This is a genomic window from Rhizobium sp. C104 (assembly GCF_022354505.1).
GTDB lineage: Bacteria > Pseudomonadota > Alphaproteobacteria > Rhizobiales > Rhizobiaceae > Rhizobium > Rhizobium redzepovicii.
Genome location: NZ_CP092347.1, coordinates 105262 through 126540, shown reverse-complemented (window position 1 = coordinate 126540; position 21279 = coordinate 105262). Strand labels below are relative to the sequence as shown.

11 protein-coding genes and 6 pseudogenes are annotated in these 21279 nt (G+C 56.7%); 14 read left to right on the top strand and 3 right to left on the bottom strand.

Annotation, left to right across the window (positions count from 1 at the left end):
• The first annotated feature begins 7 nt into the window (after positions 1-7).
• From MF410_RS00580 to MF410_RS00515, 14 genes and pseudogenes are all read left to right on the top strand, one after another.
• A pseudogene (locus MF410_RS00580) lies at positions 8-1178 on the top strand (ABC transporter substrate-binding protein).
• Positions 1179-1245: 67 nt separating this feature from the next.
• Positions 1246-2472: an LL-diaminopimelate aminotransferase gene (locus tag MF410_RS00575; RefSeq protein WP_170961509.1), complete on the top strand. Its 1227-nt coding sequence runs from the start codon at positions 1246-1248 to the stop codon at positions 2470-2472.
• A 2-nt stretch (positions 2473-2474) separates the two neighbouring features.
• Entirely contained in the window at positions 2475-2873 is a 399-nt protein-coding gene (locus MF410_RS00570; RefSeq protein ID WP_064843760.1) for a GFA family protein, read from the top strand.
• Positions 2874-3411: 538 nt separating this feature from the next.
• Positions 3412-4971 carry a sugar ABC transporter ATP-binding protein gene (locus tag MF410_RS00565; protein WP_064843758.1) on the top strand — a complete coding sequence of 520 codons (1560 nt, stop codon included), beginning with the start codon at positions 3412-3414 and terminating at the stop codon, positions 4969-4971.
• Complete coding sequence (locus MF410_RS00560; RefSeq protein WP_064843756.1) at positions 4971-5939, top strand: ABC transporter permease; 969 nt, start codon at positions 4971-4973, stop codon at positions 5937-5939. Before MF410_RS00565 ends, MF410_RS00560 begins: the two co-directional genes overlap by 1 nt.
• A 39-nt stretch (positions 5940-5978) precedes the next feature.
• Positions 5979-6968, top strand: a complete 990-nt coding sequence (locus MF410_RS00555) for an ABC transporter permease (RefSeq protein ID WP_237359385.1) — start codon at positions 5979-5981, stop codon at positions 6966-6968.
• 16 nt (positions 6969-6984) lie between these two features.
• Entirely contained in the window at positions 6985-7494 is a 510-nt protein-coding gene (locus tag MF410_RS00550) for an NADPH-dependent FMN reductase (protein WP_064843752.1), read from the top strand.
• A gap of 15 nt (positions 7495-7509) precedes the next feature.
• A pseudogene (ribB, locus tag MF410_RS00545) lies at positions 7510-8102 on the top strand (3,4-dihydroxy-2-butanone-4-phosphate synthase); the annotation flags it as partial.
• Positions 8103-8328: 226 nt separating this feature from the next.
• Positions 8329-8490, top strand: a complete 162-nt coding sequence (locus MF410_RS36745) for a hypothetical protein (RefSeq protein WP_310865685.1) — start codon at positions 8329-8331, stop codon at positions 8488-8490.
• 318 nt (positions 8491-8808) lie between these two features.
• Positions 8809-9840: a helix-turn-helix domain-containing protein gene (locus MF410_RS00535; RefSeq protein WP_170961507.1), complete on the top strand. Its 1032-nt coding sequence runs from the start codon at positions 8809-8811 to the stop codon at positions 9838-9840.
• A 271-nt stretch (positions 9841-10111) separates the two neighbouring features.
• Positions 10112-12378, top strand: a pseudogene (locus tag MF410_RS00530) (methyl-accepting chemotaxis protein).
• 174 nt (positions 12379-12552) lie between these two features.
• Positions 12553-15251: pseudogene (locus MF410_RS00525) on the top strand (EAL domain-containing protein).
• A 70-nt stretch (positions 15252-15321) separates the two neighbouring features.
• Positions 15322-15635, top strand: a pseudogene (locus MF410_RS00520) (IS6 family transposase); the annotation flags it as partial.
• 259 nt (positions 15636-15894) lie between these two features.
• Positions 15895-16887 (top strand): IS630 family transposase, encoded by a 993-nt coding sequence (locus MF410_RS00515; RefSeq protein WP_275593011.1) that lies wholly within the window; start codon positions 15895-15897, stop codon positions 16885-16887.
• A 244-nt stretch (positions 16888-17131) separates the two neighbouring features.
• Here MF410_RS00515 and MF410_RS00510 read toward each other — a convergent pair.
• From MF410_RS00510 to MF410_RS00500, 3 genes and pseudogenes are all read right to left on the bottom strand, one after another.
• Positions 17132-18287 (bottom strand): annotated as a pseudogene (locus MF410_RS00510) (ABC transporter substrate-binding protein).
• Positions 18288-18563: 276 nt separating this feature from the next.
• Positions 18564-19715: a HAMP domain-containing methyl-accepting chemotaxis protein gene (locus MF410_RS00505; protein WP_239619787.1), complete on the bottom strand. Its 1152-nt coding sequence runs from the start codon at positions 19713-19715 to the stop codon at positions 18564-18566.
• A complete protein-coding gene (locus tag MF410_RS00500; protein WP_239619786.1) occupies positions 19651-21039 on the bottom strand; it encodes a hypothetical protein in 1389 nt (462 codons plus the stop codon). Before MF410_RS00500 ends, MF410_RS00505 begins: the two co-directional genes overlap by 65 nt.
• Positions 21040-21279 lie beyond the last annotated feature (240 nt).

Here is a 21279-nt window from a genome sequence, read left to right as displayed (position 1 = left end):
CCTACACATGCTGAAGAAGGTTTACACCGCATTGAGCGTGATCATCGGGCTAGGCCTGATGACCACCGCCGCATTCGCGGACGGATTAGAACTCGCTACCACCGGACCAGAAGCAGCTTTACCAGCTCGTGGACCCGGCAATTCCCCTCGGCGGTACGCCGCTCAAGGATTTTGTGGCGAAGCGGCCGCCGCCGTGGAAAATCGGCTACGCGTCCACTTATGCCGGCAACACGTGGCGTGCCCAGATCCTCACTGAAATGAACGAGGTTCTGCTTCCCAAATACAAGGAGGCTGGACTGGTATCTGACCTTGTCGTCACGCAGTCCGACCTGAAGGACGCGACGCAAATCCAGCAGATGCGCCAGATGGTCGACGACGGCGTCGATGCCATCATCATCTGCTGCTCGAACGTGACGGCCATCAACCAGACCATCGAATACGCGCATTCCAAGGGCGTCCCGGTTTTCTCCTTCTCGGGTTACGTGACATCGCCCTACGCGATCAATGCGACCGAAAACAACACCCAGGGCGGTTACACGGCCGCGAAATGGCTGGCGGAGGAAATCGGCGGTAAGGGCAACGTCCTGACGGTTTCAGGCATCCCGGGCTTCGCATCGTCCGACAGCTTCAATGTCGGTGCCAAGAAGGCGTTCGACGAGTATAAGGACATCACCGTCGTGGGCGATGTCGCTGGCAAGTGGACCGATCAGGTCGCCCAGGTCGAAGTCCAGAAATTCCTCGCGACCAACCCTACCGAAATCGCAGGTATCCTGGTCCAGTCGGCGTCGGAAAACGGTGTCGTCAACGCGGTCCAGCAGTCCGGGCGCGACATGATGCCAATCGTCCTCGGCGGCGAGGCGTCGGCGGCGTGCTACTGGCGCAACAATCCCGACTTCATCAGCCAGAGCTTCCATTTCTGGCCGCCGCGGGCCGATGCTCGCCTGGTGTGGGACGTGATGATGAGGACACTCCAAGGCCAGGGGCCGAAGATCCAGTCGATCCTGCGACCGGCTCTTCCCTACACGATCGACGATGTGAAGGAAGCAATTCCGGAAGATTGCGATCCGAACTCCACGGCGTGGATCGAGCCCAAGGGCGACGCATGGTGGCCCGCGGACGTAGCAGCACAGTACTTCGAGCGCCCGGAAGATCCGCTGGCCTGGCGCCCGAAGAAGTAATCGACGACCTCCCAAGTTGTCCAGCGACCTCCGCGCCGGCTTCATCCGTCGGCGCGGAGGACCTACGATAAGGAGCCAGAAGTTGGAATTCCACAAGATACAGCGTTTGCCTCCTTACGTCTTCGACCAGGTGAACCGTCTCAAGTCCAGCGCGCGCGCGGCCGGAGTCGACATCATCGATCTTGGAATGGGCAATCCCGATCTTCCCACGCCAAGCTGGGTTGTGGACAAGCTATGCGAAGCGGTGCAGCATCCGCGCACGCACCGCTATTCGGCTTCCAAGGGCATTATCGGGCTTCGCCGCGCCAAGGCTGCGTATTACGCCCGCCGGTTTAATGTGAAGCTTGATCCGGATACCCAGGTTGTTGCAACGCTCGGGTCCAAGGAGGGGTTTGCGAACATGGCGCAGGCCATAACCGCCCCCGGGGATGTCATTCTCTGTCCGAACCCTTCCTATCCGATTCATACGTTCGGATTTGTCATGGCAGGGGGCGTGATAAGGTCGGTACCGGTCGAGCCGGATGAGACCTTCTTCCAAGCTCTCGAAATGGCGGTGCGGCATTCGGTACCGAAGCCTCTGGCGCTCATCATAAGCTACCCGTCGAACCCCACCGCTCGCGTCGCGACGCTCGACTTCTATAAGGACGTCATCGCCTTCGCGAAGAAGCACGATCTCATCGTTCTGTCGGATATCGCCTACGCTGAAATCTATTTCGACGGTCCGCCGCCGCCGTCTGTTCTCGAAGTCCCCGGCGCGATCGACGTGGCCGTCGAGTTCTCCTCGATGTCGAAGACATTCTCTATGCCCGGTTGGCGCGTTGGGTTTGCGGTGGGCAACGAACGCCTCATCCGGGCGTTGACGCGCGTGAAATCGTACCTGGACTACGGAGCATTTACGCCAATCCAAGTCGCCGCCGCTCATGCCCTAAACTCGGACGGGGAGGACGCCGCGCGGGCCCGAGACATTTACAAGACGCGCAGAGATACACTGGTGAAGACCTTTGCCGATGCCGGTTTCGACGTTCCAGCTCCTGCGGCGACGATGTTCGCATGGGCTAAGATACCTCCGGATTTCCGACACCTTGGCTCGCTGGAGTTTTCGAAACTCGTGCTCGAGAAGGCACAGGTCGCGATTTCGCCTGGTATCGGTTTCGGCGAGATGGGTGACGAATTCGTACGGCTGGCTCTCGTGGAGAATGAAGACAGAATCCGGCAGGCTGCACGGAACCTGAAGCGGTGGCTTTCCGCGAGCGCGCGACCGCCACAACTCGATAAAGCAATGAAAGGATTTTGAAGATGCCGATCCTCGGATCTTGCCAATGTAAAGCGGTCCAGTACGAAGTGTCGGAACTGGACGGCCCGATGTGGAACTGCTTCTGCCAGACGTGCAGAAAGTCCCATGCGGCCGATCATAACACTGCCGCCAAGGTGAAGAGTGAGAACTTTAATCTGATTTCCGGCGATGACGTCCTTCACAGCTTTGAGTCGACGCCTGGAAAACTGAGGTGGTTCTGCTCACGGTGTGGTTCGCACGTTTATGCCGAACGGCCTGCCAACCCGGAGATGAAGGTGCTGCGGGCAGGCACTTTTGACACTGATCCTGGTTCAGTTCCTATGTCCAACGTCTGGCTGTCCCACGCCACGCCGTGGCTTGCCCACGACCCCGCGAAGGAAAACTTCGAAGAATTCCCGTGATCCTTTCACGGTTGCGCGCCCCTATGGGCTGATCGACAATGAGTGCGGTTTGCCCGGGCACGCCCGTGAAGGGGCTAAATCGAGTGGCACTTGCCGCGTTCGAAGCGTGGAGGTTGGGCTGTGACGTATCCCCCAATTGAAACGGTCGCCTTCATCGGAGTGGGTGCGATGGTAATTCCCATGACCGGACACCTTCAACAGCGCTTTGGTCTTGGCTTGATAGCGGAGGCCGCCAGATCGCTTCCGATCTGGCGGACGAGTTCCGGTTGAGAACCACTGACCGGACGTCAGGTGCGTGCCAACGCGCTTTCGCAAATATCGGGGCGTCTAGCGACCATATCATCGTGATTTCATCGAAACCAACTCGACATCCCGACAAGGGCATGACGTCTCTATTGACAGATTAGCAGACAATCTGTCATTCTGCAGTTCGCCGGGTGAGTACTCGGAGCATTCAAAGACGGCAGTCACAATCCAGCAAGAGGCCGGGCATCGGATGCCCTGGCGCGATTTGCTGCTGCCTAAAGGGAGGATGGGCATGACGAATGACGTCGCCGTAAGCATGACGGCCGTTGCCAAATCGTTTGGCGAAACGAAGGCTTTGAAGAAATGCGATTTTGTCGCCAGGGCAGGAGAGGTGCACGCGATCGTTGGCGAGAATGGCAGCGGCAAGAGCACCATGGCGAAGATCATGTCCGGCGTTATCGCTGCCGATGGAGGATCTGTCCTAATCCTTGGCAAGTCCATCACCTCGCCAGTCGATGCCAAAGAGGTTGGTCTCGCTACGATCTTCCAGGAAGTCCTTGTCGCCGATGAGGCAAGTGTCCTCGACAACCTTTTCGTGGGAAGCGAGGACCTGTTCTCGCTTCGGAAATCCTCCAAGGAACGTGGAAGCGTTGCGCAAAGCCTTCTGGACCGCCTGGTCGGAAAGCATATCGATCTCAGGCAGAACGTCGGTGATCTTCCGCTCAGCATCAAGCAATGGATCGTTATCGCCCGCGCCGTCCTGAGGAAACCCAAGGTCTTGATCCTGGACGAGTCCTCGGCTGCACTCGATCTCGACGCGACCGTCCGGCTCCACGAAGAGATCGATCGGCTCCGGTCCGAGGGGTGCGCGGTAATCATCGTCACGCACCGCATCGCTGAGCTCGTCCGTATCGCCGACCGGGCGACAATACTGAGAGACGGTTTCACCGTCGGTGTCCTTGAGAAATCCGAGATCACCGAGGCGAACCTCCTCCGCATGATGACCCCTCAAGACCGCCAGATTTCCGCCGCCGCTTCAACGTCTGCAGCGGGCCTGTCGGGTGATCGCAAGGAGGTTCTTTCCGTGCATGGCGCGCGCCCCCAAGAGGCATCGCAACCCTTCGACTTCGTCCTTCCGCAGGGATCTATCGTGGGCGTTGCGGGTCTGGACGGCCAGGGCCAGGACGCGTTCGTGCGACTGGTCGCCAGGATTATGTCGCCGTTCGGAGGGGAGGTCCGGATCCTGGATCGGGAAAGCACCGGTCTCGTCAAAGTCAGCACGCTCGACGACGCCGCGAATAAGGGCATTGTGTACGTATCCGGAGACCGGAAGCGGGAAGGAATTTTCCCACAGCAGAGCATTTTCGAGAACCTCGCCATCGGTATCTACCAAAAGAACCTGGGGCCGTTCGGTGTCATCAGGCGTAAAAGGCTGAAGCAGACGTTTGCCCGGGAGGTCGAGCGGCTCCGCGTCAAGATCGGGCACCCGGACAACCGCATTACGTCCCTTTCCGGGGGTAACCAGCAGAAGGTCCTGATCGGTCGTGCCTTCGCCAATGATCCCAGAGTGATCGTTCTTAACGACCCTGCTCGAGGCGTGGACCTCAACACCAAACGCGACCTGTATCGCGAGCTTCGGCTGTTTGCCGAAGGTGGCGGCTCGGTAATCTACCTTTCAAGCGAGATCGAAGAGTTTCTCGGTTTCGCCGATCGCGTTGATGTCTTTCACAAAGGGAGCATCCATCGTTCCCTCGACGGCCCCGACATCAACGAAGAAACCATTCTCGCTGCAATGTTCGGCCGCTCGGTTGCCGACACCATGGAATTCTCCAAAGAGAGAAAGGCACACTGATGTCGCAACGTTTTGGATTTCCTGCGCTCGACAGGTCGCTGACCGTACCGCTCGTTCTTTTCGGAGTGTTGCTCGTCGCCGCAGCCGTGCTCTCGCCGCGGCTGTTCACCGCAACCGGAATGGGCGGAGCAATCATCGTCGCAGCACCTTTGATCCTCACGACGCTGGCCCTGACACCGATCGTGATGGCAGGCCGCGGTTCGGTCGACCTTTCCGTTGGCCCGCTGATGGGTTTCGTGAACGTCACCCTGATCGGCTGGCTCTCAGCAAGGGGTTACACGTCTCCGCTCGCAGTGATTTGCTGGGTGGTGGCAGTCGGCGCACTGTATCAGTTGCTGCAGGCGCTCATCATCATCTACGTCCGGGTCGCCCCCATCATCGTCACGCTCTCCAGCTTCCTCGTCCTTTCAGGCTTGAACCTCATGGTCATGTCAAGGCCGGGCGGCGTTGCGCCGGACTGGATGATGACGTGGGGAGCAGGAACGACGATCTTATCTCCGGTGCTGATCATCGTCTTGGCGGCGTTGGCTCTTTGGGCCGTTATGCGCCGGACCACCTTTTACTCCCACCTTCGCATGACAGGCGCTGACGAACGGATGGCCTACACGAGCGGGGTGAAAGTCGACACCGTACGCATCTGCGCCCATCTCCTCGGCGGCGTCTTCGTCGGCCTTGCCGCGCTCAGCTATACGGCATTGATCTCTTCTGGCGATCCTACCCAGGGAAGCAGCTACACGCTCCAGGCGGTTACCGCCCTGGTGCTCGGTGGCGCAAACCTGGCTGGCGGGAGAGGAGGAGCTTTGGGGGCCACGCTTGGTGCGCTGAACATGTTCCTCATCTCGTACCTGCTTTCCGCCTTCAGCTTCGGAAGCGTGACGGGGTTCGTGACGCAAATGGCTTTCGGCCTGATCCTCGTGGCATCGCTCCTCGTCAACGTATTCATGACGGCCCGGCGCACGGCTTTCTAGAGAGGACTGGTAATGACTTCACTCACAACGGAACAGACGATGAGCCAAATCACAGGACGATCGGTAAAGCTTCAGCGCAGCATCGTAATTGGCTTTGGTCTGCTTGCCGCACTTCTCGTGTTGGGTACGATCCTTGTTCCGGGGTTTATCTCGCCCCGTAACGCGCGTTCGATATTGCTGCTTGCCGCTTTCCTGGGGCTTGCATCGTTGGGACAGACGCTATGTGCCATGGTTGGCGCGCTTGATCTCTCCATTCCATATGTCATCGGGGGAGCGAATATTCTCTTCCCAAGCCTGTTGGTCACCGGGATGCCTGCCTGGCTGGCCGTGATAGCGGTCGTTCTCCTGGGAGCAGCAATCGGGCTTGCGAACGGCTTTTTGAGCTTCAAGCTGCAGGGCCAGGCTCTCATCATGTCCCTTGGGGTCGGCTTCGCATTTGTCGGCGCGGTACAACTCTACACCTCCATCGGTTCCGACTACGGCGGAACGGTTTTCGCCCCCGTACCGGACTGGCTCCGCAATATCGCCGCGTTCAACGGGAAGACCTTCGGGCTGCCCCTGCCGCCAGTGGTACTGGTGTGGCTCCTCGTCACGCTCGTCACCATCTGGGCTCTGTATAACACATGGTTCGGCCGCTCCATCTACGCCGTCGGCGGCAGCAGGACTGCAGCGGCACGGCTTGGCATTTCCGAAACCAAGGTCTGGACCAGCATTCACGGTATCAGTGGGGCGATGTCGGCACTGACGGGCGTATTGCTGCTCGGGTTTTCCGGCGGCGGCTTCGTTGGCGTCGGAGACCCATATCTCTTCACCACCGTTGCGGCCGTTGTGATCGGCGGCACCTCGTTGCTCGGTGGCGCAGGCGGATACGGGGCAACCGTTCTCGGGGTACTCGTATTGACGATATTGACGTCCCTGCTGGTCGGGCTCGGCCTCAGCTTTGCCGCGCAACAGGCGATCGTGGGTTTGCTGATCGTGCCGATGGTGGCCGTCTACGCGCGTACCCCGCATATCCGCAACCAGATCTGATCGGAGGGCCGGCAAAATGAAGATTGTCGCGATAACCGGCAATGTCTCGCGCCCCTCCAAGACGCGGGCGCTCGGGGAATACGCACTCTCGAGCGTCTCGCCCGGCCACGGCCGGTATCTCTTTGACCTGGTCGATGTTCTCCCGGTGTTAGGAACCACGCTGTGGCGTTCGGAGGCTCCTGCTGGACTTGCGAACGTTCTTGACGCAATCCAATCTTCAGACGTCCTCGTTGTGGGGACACCGGTCTTCAAGTCCTCGATGACCGGTCTTCTCAAGCATCTTTTCGACCTCTTCGAAATGACAGCCCTGCAGGGTAGACCCGTTTTGATATTCGCAACGGGCAAGGCCGAGGCCCATGGCGAGCATGTCGAGGCTCACCTGCGCTCATTGATGGGCTTCTTCAAAGCCGAGGTTCGCGGTGACTTCATCTATGCGATGGACGGCGACTTCCCGGATTCGGCACCATCTGCGGAACTTCGGGAGCGGGTCGACCGCCAACTCGCACGCACTCTGGGCCATGGTTAGTTCAAGGAGAAGAACATGAAGTTTGCTTCCATCGAGAGCGCGGTTAAAGCAATCGCCGCCGGAGAGATGATCATCGTCGTGGACGACGAAGACCGGGAAAACGAGGGCGACATCCTCGTTGCCGCGGAGAAGGTGACGAACGATCATGTTGCCTTCATGATGCGTTATGCGCGCGGCCTGATCTGCGTTCCCTTGACCGGGGAGCGGTTGGACGAACTGGATATCCCGCTCATGGTGGAGCGCAACTCGGATTCCATGCAGACGGCGTTCACGGTCTCAGTGGACCTGATAGAAGGCGTATCGACCGGTATTTCCGCAGAAGACCGCGCCAAGACCATCAGGGCGCTTGCCAACGCATCGACGATGCCGGAGGAGCTGTCCCGGCCAGGCCACATATTCCCCTGCGGGCAAACCCGTCGGGTGTTCTCGGACGCCCCGGCCATACGGAAGCCGCGGTGGATTTCGCTCGGCTCGCCGGGCTCGAGCCAGCGGGTGTTATCTGCGAAATCGCCAACGACGACGGCACTATGGCGCGTCTTCCCGAACTCAGCGAATTCGCCGCGCGCCACAACCTTCTCATGGTGACCATCGAAGCCCTGATCGATTATTGCCGCGAGATCGATGAACGCGGCCCTCGTTTAGAGGACGCGGGCGCGGCGGCGGCGCTGTCGAATGTTTCGTATCTGGCAAGCAGACGTACTACATGCCCCCAGCGGGAGAGCGGAACTACTGCGTTCGCAGTCTCTGATACAGCACAAGAAAAGTGCGTTTCGCAGGTGCCAACGGGGGGAACGGACCTTGGGTTCGCTGTGCGATGATTGGGCATGACAAACCGTGACCCGCTTTATCGCCCCCGCCGCTTTCCTGCTGAAATTATTGCGCACGCGGTGTGGCTTTCTTTCCGCTTTGCTTTTGCGCCTGCGGGTGATCGAGGCCATGCTGGCCGGTCCTGGGATCATTGTCTCGCACCAGACGATCCGCCTGTGGGCAGAGTAATTTGGTCATACCTCCGCCAACAACAAGCTTCGATCCTACCACGCTGTAAAACGAGAGTTCATGCCGGATGTAGCGCTTCGGCTCCACCCTGTTCCACACCCCACCCCATGACCTCACCACGAGCCATCGTCGCGAACTGGGAGTAGAAGCGATGAACCTATGGGCCCAAATTGCTCGCGCATCACTGACAAAATCGACCGGCGTCATGGGCTCGTCTCTTTGCCCTTAAGTCTAAGATTCCCGTCGAAGTGACGGCGAAGGACCGGCTGCAAACCCTCAATTGCCCTGTTCGCCCGTCGATGGCGAAAGGCCGACCTCATGCTTGGAAACCGTTTCGGGAAGGAAGTGATGATGTGGAGAGTTGAGAGTGTCCCCTCCAAGATTGACCATTTCTCGCTCAAAGGCACTTGCAGCGAGGAACTCGCGGAAGCGCTTTCCAGGCTTTCCCCGCAATCTCCAGCGCATGTACAGGGCGACAAGACGATCGCCTACGATATACATGCGATTACCAATGGCCCGATTGCAGTTATTGCCGCGCATTACGAGGGCGACCTAACGGTCCAGCACCAGGGACCGGCGGAGGCAAACATTATCATGCTTCCACTATATGGGCGATCGGTCGTTACCGTGGACGGCAGACAAATCCTGTCAGAGGGAAGGCGTGGCGTTTTCGTGAACAGTATGTCGGCGAGTACAACCCAATTCATTGGGCCCAGGAAACATTTGGGTCTTAGGATCTCCCATGATGAGCTGACGCGCCGTTTAGCACGTCGGCTCAATACGCCAATAAGAGGCAGCCTCGATTTTTCGCCAGAAATCGACCTATCGGTCGGGTTCGGCTCCCTTTTGGTGCAACTGGTACCAGTGCTTTATGCTGGATTACGAGACGGAACCCTCCTTCAATCGCCGATAGCACTTAATCTCCTCACCGAAACGACGATAGAGCTTTTGATCGAAGCTGCGCAGCATCGCTACTCACCTGAGTTATGCCGCGTTGCTGAACCACCCTTACCCAAGGCCGTTAAGCGGGCGGTCGACTATATGCGTGCCAATATTGCTCGGCCGCTATCTCTTGAGGAAATCGCAACGGCTTGTGGCGTGAGCCGACGCACTCTTCAGAGCGGTTTTCGCAACTTCCGAAATACGACCCCTCTGGCATTTCTGCAGCACCTACGGTTGGAATCAGTGCATCAGGAACTGATGACAGGCGAGCCTGGCATCTCGGTCAAGCAGGTCGCTCTGAAATGGGGCTTCATTCATAGAGGCAGATTTTCTGCGGACTATCGCAAGCGCTATGGAGTATATCCCTCTGAAACATTGCGTATATCGGAGGCGGATTGCGCCGACTGATCTACGATCAGTCAGCGCGCTCGACCGTCTTCGAGGCTTGATAGCAACAGAACTCTCCAGCAAACCGACTGGCTCGGCCCAAGATCTGTCTTGCAGATGATCCCCTGAACGCAACGATGTTCCGATCTGCGCAACGCAGTTTCAAATCAGTACAGGGGTTAATCATATGGTAAGTCTGCCGAGCTCATCTCATATGTAGCGGTCGATTTCACAATGTTCTTGACCGCGTCGCTAATGGAATCCGGTGTAATTTATAGTCCATGAGGAACGTATGTCCAGACTGCCGCTATCCCTACTTTTAATGATTTTGGCAATTATTCCGTTGACGGCGTTCGTACTCATCGGAGTATCAACATCACTGGGATATTACCACGAATATTCTATGTTCCGAAGCGCACAAACAACGCAGCAACTTGGGCGGGAAGGCGGATTCCTCGCCCAGGCTATAGCGGCGGAAGCGTTTGCAGGCGCCGACGTCCGTCGGGCGAAGCGAGCCGCATCGGACAGGGCTTTTACAGCGGTCTTTTCCGCTTACGACTCTTGGAAAAAGGCATTTGACGATCCGGCCATAGAACGGGCAGTGCAGATCATTCGTGAAAGGCGAGACAATATCGATAGCTTCCGCCGGCGCATCGATGACGGAACGGCGGGCGAGGCGGAGGGAGCCGTTGCCTTGCGCCCAGCTGCCGTTGCGGGTTTGGAGCTCGTCCGTCGCACTGGGGCGACTGTCAATAATTTGAATTTGGCACGCCAAATTACCGGTTTTCACGCGCTGATGCAGATCACGGAAGCTAGTTTGCTGGAGATCAGGCCCGGCCGAGCTTTCATCAAAAATTCAGCGATCTCCGTCGATCTATTTTCGTCCCTCTTACAATCAAAAAATCTAAAGCAGCTTTATGTGCCTACGATGCACGAATTTCTCCCTGCCGATCTCGTCAAATCTTATGACGACTTCGAGGCCAGCGCCGCAGGCAAGTTCATCGCGGGCGTTCGCGATCAGATGTATGCGAACCAGCCGGGCGTTTCCTTCCCCCCGAGACGTTGGATCGATGGAATGAAATCACCCAACAGCGGGCTGCTTTGTTGACCGAGCTCATAATGCGCACCGGCGACAAGTTGGACGAGATGGCATTTCAGCGGTACGCCGATCTTCGCAATGCCTTTATCGGCTACTCCGGCGCCACGCTTCTGATCATGTCTACGGTACTCATTCTGTGCATTTCGGTCGTTCGGAGAATTTCAAATTCCATTCGGACTCTGACAAGCCGAATGAAGGCACTCGCAGAAGGCGATACGTCGGCGCCGGTACCCTTGACGATCCGACGCGACGAGATCGGGGACATGGCGCGTTGCCTTGAGTTTTTCCGCGGCGCGGCCATACAAAAAAATCAAATGGAGACATCCGCGGAAGCTGAGCGCATTCGTTCTGAGAAAGAGAAGCTGGATATTCAGATAAGGGCTGAAAAAGAAGCAGATGAGCGCCTCGTTCGAGCGACGACGGCATTGGCAACCGGGTTGAAGCGGATGGCGGATGGAGACTTGATTTATGAGATTGAGGAGCCGTTAGCGCCACAGTTTGAAAGGTTGCGCGGCGATTTCAACGCTTCCATTCGTCAGCTCCGGGACGCGCTTGTTACCGTCGGCCATTCAGTCGAAACGGTCACGAATGGCAGCTCGGGCGTCTCGGCCGCATCTGAAAATCTTTCAAGACGCACCGAGCAGCAGGCGGCTTCGCTCGAGGAAACTGCAGCGGCGTTGGAGGAAATAACCGTCAACGTTGCATCGACGACAAAGAGGACGGCCGAGGCGCGCGGAGCCGTCCAACAGATGCGAGATCATGCGGAAATGTCCGGTCGGGTTGTACGCAATGCTATCGGAGCCATGCATCGCATTGAAAACTCCTCCAAACAGATTTCGCAGATCATCAGCGTCATCGACACGATCGCCTTTCAAACGAACCTCCTGGCGCTGAACGCCGGCGTCGAAGCAGCGCGTGCTGGCGACGCGGGAAAAGGCTTTGCGGTTGTTGCCCAGGAGGTCAGGGAGCTTGCGCAGCGCTCAGCGACAGCGGCAAAAGAAATCAAGGATCTCATCGGCAATTCAGCTCTGGCCGTCGACGAGGGCGTAAGGCTCGTGAGCGAAACCGGATCGGGCCTGAGAACGATTGAAGAGCTTGTGCAGGATGTAAATCTTCATATGGACGCAATCGCAACGGCCTCCCAAGAACAATCGTCGGGCCTGCGCGAGATCAACGGCGCGGTTAATCATATGGACCATGCCACTCAAGAAAATGCGAGCATGGTCGCGGAGATGAATTCTGCAGGATCACACCTCGCCCAAGAGAGCCAAAGCCTAGCCGCGCTGTTGAGACATTTCCACTTCAAAGACGAGAGCGGGGATTTCAAGCCACAGAAGGTCTCGGGCGAACCTGGCAAGAGTTTCCCGGCCGGTCAGACAATGGTTGACCGCGGAAACTATCCGATGCGCCGCGGTAACCTGGCGCTCGCGCCTTCGAATGATGATTGGCAAGCGTTCTAAATCATATGGGCGGCGTCGCCGACCACAGTCAAATACACATCTTTGATGATTGTGAACGAGAGCGATATCCCGGTGGGGTAGCGGCATGGTACTCCGCCAAATGACTTGTGCGGTCCTAACAAAACCCTGGCTTGACGCATGATTGTTCAGCCACGTTACAAGAGGACTTGGCACATGAAACAGATACGTCAATCGGAACTAACATCCCGCCTCGGACAGCCTGTAGAAACGCAGATGGCGACTGATGCTCAAAACATCCAGGGGCGTCACGCCTTACGCAATGCGGTCAATGCCAGTCCTCCGCTTGCTACGGGCACGGCACCGCCATTTTCGGAGGCCTCCATTGTCCGGCCATCGCCCGGTCACGACGAGGATGTCGCGAGGCTTGGGCAACCCTTTGAGAAGTCTTTTCGGGCGCCCCCCGGCAACCTGAGACAAACGTCGACATGCCATTCAACGCCGAAGAGATGTCCAGTGCCGTCGTACTCGACGCGATCCCGCTACCCGTCTTCTTCAAGAACAGAGATGGGGTACACCTTGGTTGCAACAGGGCGTTTGAAAGCTTCTCCGGTCGCTCAAGAGCAGAGATTATCGGAAAAACCGTTTTCGATTTGGTACCCGCACCCATAGCCGAGACGTATGCCGCGTTGGACGAGGCGCTTTTTGCAAATGGCGGTGTTCAGCAATATGAAGCAAAGGCCACCGCCGAAGATGGTGGCGTAGTTGATCTTTTACTCAGCAAAACAGCGATCACTGATATAGCTGGCAATAGGGTCGGCTTGGTTGGCGCGATGTTGGACATCACAGAGCGGAAACGTACGGAGCATGATCTCAAAGAGGCTCTTGAATTCGCAGAGGGAATTATCGCCGCCATTCCTGACGTTCTGTTCGAGGTAGATGCCGACGGTCGCTACCTGCAGGTCTGGGCCAGGGATCAGGAGCTCCTGGCGCAACCAAAAGAAGTGCTGCTCGGCAAGCTTGTCCGCGATTCGCTCCTTCCAGATCAGGCCGACATCGCTATGCTGGCTCTTGAAGAAGCCGATGAAACCGGCGCCTCCTACGGTCGATGTATCCGTATCGCCCTTCCAAATGGCGAATCCCGTTGGTTTGAACTGTCGGTCGCAAAGCGACCAAGCAGCAATCACTCAACCGTCACTTTTCTTGTGTTATCTCGCGATATTACAGAGCGAAAGCACGCCGAGGGAACAATCATTGAAGCTCGGACTCGCCTCTTGAGTGTACTGCAGACCATTCCGGACATGGTATGGCTGAAAGACGTAACAGGCAAATATCTGTTGTGCAATCATGCCTTCGAAGGATTGGTCGGCAAGGCAGAAGCGGAAATCGTCGGGAGAACGGATTATGATCTGTTTACTCCCGAACTCGCCCAGTTTTTTCGGGACAAGGATAAAGAGGCCATGCAAGCCGGCCGTATTCTCATCAATGAGGAACGGATCACCGATCACGAGGATGATCGATCAGTGCTTTTGGAAACTCGTAAGGTTCCGGTATTCGCGGGGGAAAGCTGACCGGGATTCTCGGCGTGGCCCGCGATATCACCGAACTGGACACGTCCCGTAAGAAAATCCGTCAGATGGCATTCTATGATTCTCTGACCGGCCTCCCTGAACCGGACACTTTTCAATGAGCAGTTACGCGAGATGATCAGGGACGCGGCTTCGGCGGGCCAGCGAGCCGGGGTGATGCTAATCGACATGGACCATTTCAAAGCAGTCAATGACACTATGGGACATCCCGTCGGTGACGAGTTGCTGCGGCAGGTGGCGACCCGCTTGAGAGAAGGCGTCCGTACTACCGACACAGTGGCGAGACTCGGTGGCGATGAGTTTGCTGTCTTGCTTCCGAATGTTAAGGACACTGAGGATTTGGCTCAAATTGCCAGCAGAATGCTCGCCGCATTCGGAGAACGTTTCATGCTTTCCGACAGGGAGTTCTTTGTATCCTGCAGTATTGGGATATCGGTATTTCCAAATGACGGCGACGCACCCGACGATTTGGTGAAATATGCGGATTCTGCGATGTATCTGGCAAAGCGTTCTGGGCGTAGCAACTTCCGCTTTTACTCAAGAGATCTCACGATTGGGGCTGAAAAGCGCCTGGCGCTCGAATCAGACCTACGCCTTGCTATGAAACGTGGGCAACTTGAACTCCATTATCAGCCAAAGGTCCTTTTGGACAACGGAAAGGTGATCGGTTCAGAAGCCCTGCTTCGATGGCATCATCCGAAGGTGGGAATGATCCCTCCGGGCGAATTCATAGGTGTCGCCGAGGAGACCGGATTGATCATCGATCTGGGACGCTGGGTGCTGCATGAGGCGTGTCTGACGGCTGCCGCCATGAACGCAGATGGACTGTCCCCGCACAAGATCGCGATAAATTTGTCTCCCAAGCAGTTTCAATGCCCGCATTTGTCGCAAACGATCGCGGACATATTACAGGAAACCGGTTGTCGTGCGGAGTGGATCGAGGTCGAAATAACTGAGAGCCTCCTGCTCCACAACTGTGAGGGCGTTTCGACGACACTCTCTCAATTGCATGCGAGCGGAATTTCCATAGCGATCGATGATTTCGGCACCGGCTACTCATCTTTGAGCTATTTGGCCAACTTTCCCATTGATACCCTCAAGATCGACCGGTCATTCATCAATCGATCCGACAAGCGTAGTCGGGAACTGGTGAAGGCAATTCTCTCGATTGCGCGTTGCCTAGGGCAAAATGTGGTCGCTGAGGGCGTGGAGACGGTTGAACAAGAAAAATTCTTGACTGAAAGCGGCTGCGCTGTGGCACAGGGCTTCTACTATAGTAAGCCCATTCCGAAGTCCGAACTTCTCGTCGCGAACGCACGCCCCTGAGGGCATCGTGACGGCAACGGACCTTGGGATTTGTCGTGCGATGATATGGCATGATGGATCGTGACCCACTTTGTCGCCGCGAGCCCTTCTTGCTGAAATTATTGGCTACGCGGTGTGGCTTTAGTTCCGTTTCGTTTTTGAGCCTGCGGATGGTCGAGGACATGCAGGGCCGCTCGTGGGATCATTGCCTCGCACCAGACGATTGGCCTGTGGGCAGGGCACTCTGGTCGTACCTTCGCCAACGACATTCGCCGCCGCAGTTCCGGTCGGCTCGCCCACAAGTGGCATCTGGATCAGACCGGTGTTTCGATCCGTAGCAATAAGCATTGGCTCGGACGAGCCGTAGATCAGGACGGATTTGTTCTGGATGTGCTCATACAAAGCCAGCGACGTACCAGACGGCCATGCGGGCCGCACATCAGCCGGCTGATGACCTCGTTCCATTCCAATCCTGATTGTTGCCGTGCCGCTGTTGATTGTGCGCGTGAAGCATGCGCTCGAGGCCGAAGCATAAATCTCACGGAATTTGATGTTCCGGCGTGAAGGGCGCGCCGGGACCATCAGTTCAGAGCGCAAATAAATGGTTATTTCACCCTTAGAGCGTATCCGGATTTAGTTGAATCGGAAGGGATTCCGTTTTTGGCTGTTTTGTGATTCAAGATGCTGCTGGAGTGGAGGCCAGCATCGGATGACTCGACCTCTTTCAAATGATCTTCGCAAGCGTGTTGTTGATGCAATCGAAGCCGGCGAGAGCTGCCGGTCGGTGGCGGTGCGGTTCGGTATTGCCGTGTCTTCAGCGGTGAAGTGGTCTCAGCGCTACCGTTCGAGCGGATCTGTCGCGCCTGGGAAGATGGGCGGCCACCGCAAGCGGGTTCTTGAGCCGTACCGAGCGTTTATCGCCGAGCGGATCAACCAGACGCCGCATGTGTCACTGAACAGGTTGAAGGAAGAACTGGCCGCACGAGGGGTGAAGGTATCCCACGACACCGTATGGCAGTTTCTGCGGCGCGAGGGACTACGGTTCAAAAAAACACTGTTCGCCCTTGAGCAGGCGCGCGCTGACGTCGCACGACGGCGACAGCGCTGGCGATCCTGGCAGGCTGGCCTCGATCCAAGCCGGCTGGTCTTCATCGATGAAACCTGGATCAAGACCAACATGGCGCCGCTTCGAGGCTGGGGGCCGAAGGGCAAACGGCTGCGCAGCTTCGCCCCGCACGGACATTGGCGCACCCTGACTTTCCTCGGCGCGTTGCGCTGCGATCGGCTCACCGCGCCTTGTGTCTTCGATGGACCGATCAACGGTGAGTGCTTTCGCGCTTATGTCGAACAGCAACTCGTACCAGTGCTCAAACCCGGCGATATCGTCGTGATGGATAATCTCGGCTCCCACAAGTCGGTCGCCATCCGTCAGATGATCCGCAACGCTGGTGCTCGGCTCTGGTACCTGCCGCCATACTCCCCCGACCTTAATCCGATCGAACAGGCTTTCGCCAAAATCAAGCACTGGATGCGCCTGGCTCAGAAGCGAACCATCGATGACACCTGGCGCCACATCGGACACCTCGTCACAACCATCGAGCCCAGCGAATGCAGCAACTACTTCGCCAATGCCGGATATGCTTCCGTGAAAACCTGAAACGCTCTAGTTTCAACAGGTTAGAAAAAAGCAGATAAGGGTTATTATGGAACAGGATCAGTAATAGCCAGTAGAATATCCCCAGCATCCGGGGCGAGAGTGCCCAGGCCGGGCACATCGTCGTTCCTTCGGAACCGGATCGTTTCTAGAATTCCTGCTGACGCGACCAGCGGCATCTCCCATGTCATCAACCCCGCCCGAGGCCGGCCGGGGTAGCGTTTCACTGCCTACACAGCACGCAAGATCAGTTGGTGGGTCTCCAGGAAAGCGGATCTGCTGGATTGTCGAAAAATTTAGCGGCAGCGTCAGCAGTCCACCAAGCTGCATCCTTCGGTTCGAGCCAGTCTTCACTATTAGGGTCGCAATCAGCTGGCAGATCCGATTTTACATCATCAATCGTGTAAGGAATCGCCGGTCGCAGAATAGACTGTATCTTCGGACCTTGACCCTCCAGAGTGCGCATCATCACGTCCCATACGAAACGAGCCTCGGAGCGCGGCGGCCAGAAGTGGAAGCTCCTGCTTACAAATTCAGGATTCTTACGCCAGTAGCATGATGCCGAAGCCTCTCCGCCAAGCACGACCGGCACAATCTCGCGCCCGGACTGGCGGACGGCGTCGATCACACCAGACTCGGCTCCCGACTGAACAATAATACCATCAATTCGGCCAGGGTTGGCGGCAAGGAACTTCTGAACTTCGGATTGTGCGACGCTGTCTGTCCATTTCCCGTCAACTTGTCCCACGACGTTGATCTCGGGATAGTACTCCAAGGCTTTTGTGGCGCCGGCCTGAAAGCTGTCTGAGGAGGCGAAGCCAGTGATTCCGGACACAAGCAGCACATTGCCGCTACCTTCGATCTCTTCCGCCAACCACTTTGACGCCTCAAAACCGCCCTGCATGTTATTCTCTGTCGCATTGATTGCGAACGGCGACGTCACATAACCGGAGTATGAGATAACAGGCACGCCCTTCGAATGGGCGTACTCTATTGTCGGGTTGAGCGCTGTAAGGTTGGAGCAGCATATGATTATGGCGTCGACACCATCATCTACCATCTGCCGCATTTGGCTGATCTGGGCGCTATCATCGAGATTGGACTGCGTAACGACGAGTCTCGGATACCAGCCCAGCCTTCTTGAAAGTCGGCAGAAGCTTGTTTGTAAATTCATCAAGGACGTTCGCACGCCATGTGTTATCAGCGTAGCTCGAGGCGTAACCAATTTTCCACGGTGGCGCTCGCTTTGCTCTGAAATTCCGAAACACAGACTCTCCCGTGGGCAACCGCGGGTCCAATAACTCGTAGGTCTTCCGCTCTTCCCGCGGCAGTTCACTGAGCCCGCCAGCCTTCGCCGTCAGCGGGATGGCCAGGGTTGCAGCGAGAAAAAATCCAATTATCAACTCACGTACGCACACGGATAGGCACCTTTCAAAGTCTGAGCACTGGATGATAGTTTCGTTGTCTTAAGGTTGGCCCGGGCCGTGCTGAATCCTGCGCGACGGAGAGCGACAAAGAGCTACCAGGAGAGAGACCGGCGCATCGAAGCGAAATCGTGCGCTGGGGTATGTGACTTTCATTCGATCGAATGGCGGCATGGCCCGCCATCGGCATGCTTCGAATCTCACTACGCCTGCCTTATGCAGCGAGACTTACCCGATGAGCTGGCCTGTCATCTGTCAACTTGAACCCAGCAAGCCGTTCGCTGAGTTCGACAGTCTGATCAGAAAGCGTCTTCGTTGCAGCGTTTGTCTGCTCAGCCATGGCTGCATTCTGTTGCGTCCCTGATCAAGAACATTGACGTTGTTATTGATCTCGGCCAGCGAAGTCGCTTGTTCGCGGCTGGAACTCACAATCTGGTCAATGCGATCAGAAATCTGCACGATGGATGCCGCTATACTGTGCAGAGCCTCCCCGGTCTTGCCGACGTAATCCGAACCGACGGCCACCTCTGACGAAGATTCTGAAATCAACTGCCGGATCTCGAGCGCTGCGGCTGACGATCTTTGGGCGAGCTCGCGCACTTCTTGTGCGACTACCGCGAAGCCTTTTCCAGCATCGCCGGCACGAGCTGCTTCAACGCCGGCATTCAGCGCAAGCAAGTTCGTCTGGAATGCAATGGTATCGATCAATCCTATGATCTGACCGATCTTGTAAGATGCATCCTGAATTCGTGCCATGGCGCTTATAGCATCAGTTACAATGATGGCCGCGCCCTCTGCATGTTCCTTGACTGCAGAAACAAACGCTTGTGTCTCGCAGGCATTCTCCGAAGAGTTCCTCACCGTCGCAGTCACCTGCTCAACGGCTGCTGCGGTTTCTTCGAGAGAAGCAGCTTGTCGTTCAGTCCGTCGTGACAAATCATCAGAGGCTTTGAAAAGTTCGTCGGTTCCCCATTTGATTTGTTGGGTGTTTTCGTCGATATGGGACACGGTTTCCCTGAGGACGCACAGTGAGTGGTTGAAGTCACGCCGCAGTTGCTCGAGATTGGGATGGAAGTGGCGGTCGATGGTCTGCGAGATGTCTCCTCGCGCCAATCTAGAGAGTGCCTCCCCGAGTGTTTGTACAGCGCTGGACACTTCTTTCTCAAGCTGAGCACGTTCAAACTCACGATCCGTTCGCTCCTGATCAGCCGTTTTACGGTCGTCTTGCGCGCGGGCTTCAACCTCGAGCTTCGAGACCGCATTTCCGCGAAAAACTTCAAGCGCGCGAGCCATATCGCCAATTTCGTCTTTCCGCTGGCAGCCAACGATGTCTGATTGAAGATCACCGGTCGCTAGCCCCTGCATGCGCCTTGCGATCCGTTCGATTGGAGCGCGCAATGTCACCATCAGGCCGGCTCCGGCCAAGAGGGCGACCAAAACACCGGAGACGGTAGCAGCTTGCGGACAATAGTCGGGCGAAATCACTTTCCCGGTGAGCGTCATGTTCCTGAGTCGACGCGAACGACACGAGATTTTTCCATATCGACTGGACGGTTTTATCCGCCTCTGCGTATTGCGCCTGCCGCCCTTCCGCGATCTTGACCAACTTCTCGGTATTCTGTTCGATGGCATCCCCCTGTAAGTAGAGGACCTCCTCCATTTTGGGGAAGTCTGGCAATGAACCGGCTACGCCTCCAACCGCTACGGTGTCACGAGTCAGTTTCGTAAGCTGCTCAATGAGTCGCTCCTGGTTTTCAGTGCTGGCCGCCCGCAACAGGTTGTTTATCTCAATTTCTATCGAATCGGCATCCTGGCCTACCGATGCCACTGCCGCAATGAGCGTCTCCGATTCCGCCAATGGCTTATCCAAGGCTCGAACTGCTTGGGTTCCCTCGATCATATGCTGTATGGCGTCATCTCGCAGTCGCGGGGCAAACGCACTAAGGTCGATCCCTAGGCTGTGAAGGAAAGCGCTATCCAGCCCGGAATTGGCGACGACGCTGGAGATTGCCTGTTCCAAGTTTGCGACTGCTTGTCCACCATCGCCCGTTGCAACGACGCGCTTGACGGTTTTCATCGCCTTTTTGATCATGAGCGCCTGTTGCTGTGCCTCGGGGGTTTGCATCGCGCTGGCCGGCAGATTCACCAAATTTTCCGACAACCGCTGCATAATTGCCGCCGTGTCGATTGAGCGGGTAGCCTCTCTGAGCATCGTTTTGCCAGAGTTTTCCTGGTTGCGGACCTGCGCACGGACTTTAACCGCGGCCAGCTTCAGGTCGGCCGCGACCTGCTTGATCTCGGTCAAGCTTGCGGCAACGTCACGACGAATGGACAGCTCATCGTTGTGCAGGGACCACATGCGGTCCATGCTGTCAGAAATCGCGGACATTGCGGACTCACTGCTTTCAAGAGCACGAGTGTCACTACCAACGTCAGTGGCGACTTCCTGAAGCGACAGCATCGTGGCGCCCTGCCCCCTTAGACTTGCCAGGGCCTCATCACGGTTCTCCGTAGAACTCTGCGCCAAAAACCGGTTCATGCTCTCAGAGACGTCCCGAAATCCGCTCAAAGTCTCGAGAACTTCGCTCGATAGCCGAAGGCGAGATTGCAGCAATCCGGTCGCCTGTAGGCTCACGACACCGACGGCCGCCAGGATCATGACCAGCGGCACCAGTACTAATAAGACTTTCGCTCTGATGCTGAAAGCGGATAGCAAGCGATCGACGAACATAAAACCTCCAGATGACTAAAGCGGGCACTGCCACCCATTTCTGGAGTTTTAGTTATTCGACCTAAACGAAGAGGAAGAAAGTTCGACTGCGGAAATGCAAAGTGCTTTACATCTTGTTAGGATTTCCACGTCGAATTGACGCTCAAACTATCAACCTTAACGACAGGTTAATGTCTTCTCGAATTATCGTCGGAAAGGACTATCGTCAGGTTTCAGGTCGATGTGCAGGACGTTCCCCGT